General features: G+C 71.3%; 1 protein-coding gene. It reads left to right on the forward strand.

Going from position 1 to position 383, the window contains the following annotated elements; genetic code table 11:
- Nucleotides 1-383 (forward strand): sensor histidine kinase (locus tag ADL03_RS04920; RefSeq protein ID WP_369808934.1); only part of this gene is annotated, 383 nt, incomplete at both ends.

Here is a 383-nt window from a genome sequence, read left to right on the forward strand (position 1 = left end):
ACGACCGTGCGCATGGCAGCAGATGTCCTGCACGCCTCCCGCGAACAGTTCCCCGCCGGTCTCGCGCGGTCCACCGAGCTGCTGGTCGACGAGCTCGACCGGTTCGAGTCGCTGCTGGGCGACCTGCTGGAGATCTCCCGCCTGGACGCCGGTGTCGAGGAGCTGACCGCCGAGCAGGTCGACATCCGGGTGCTGGCCCGCCGGGCGCACGACTCGGTGCGCGCGATCTCGACGACCGCGAACTCCCCGGTGGTGCTGGACCTCCCGGACGAGGAGCTGACCGCCGAGCTCGACTCCCGCCGCGTGGAACGGATCCTGCGCAACCTGCTGGCGAACGCGATCGACCACGGCGAAGGCCAGCCGGTCGAGCTCACCATGCGCGG

It is taken from the genome of Nocardia sp. NRRL S-836 (assembly GCF_001279525.1).
Taxonomy (GTDB): Bacteria; Actinomycetota; Actinomycetes; order Mycobacteriales; family Pseudonocardiaceae; genus Lentzea.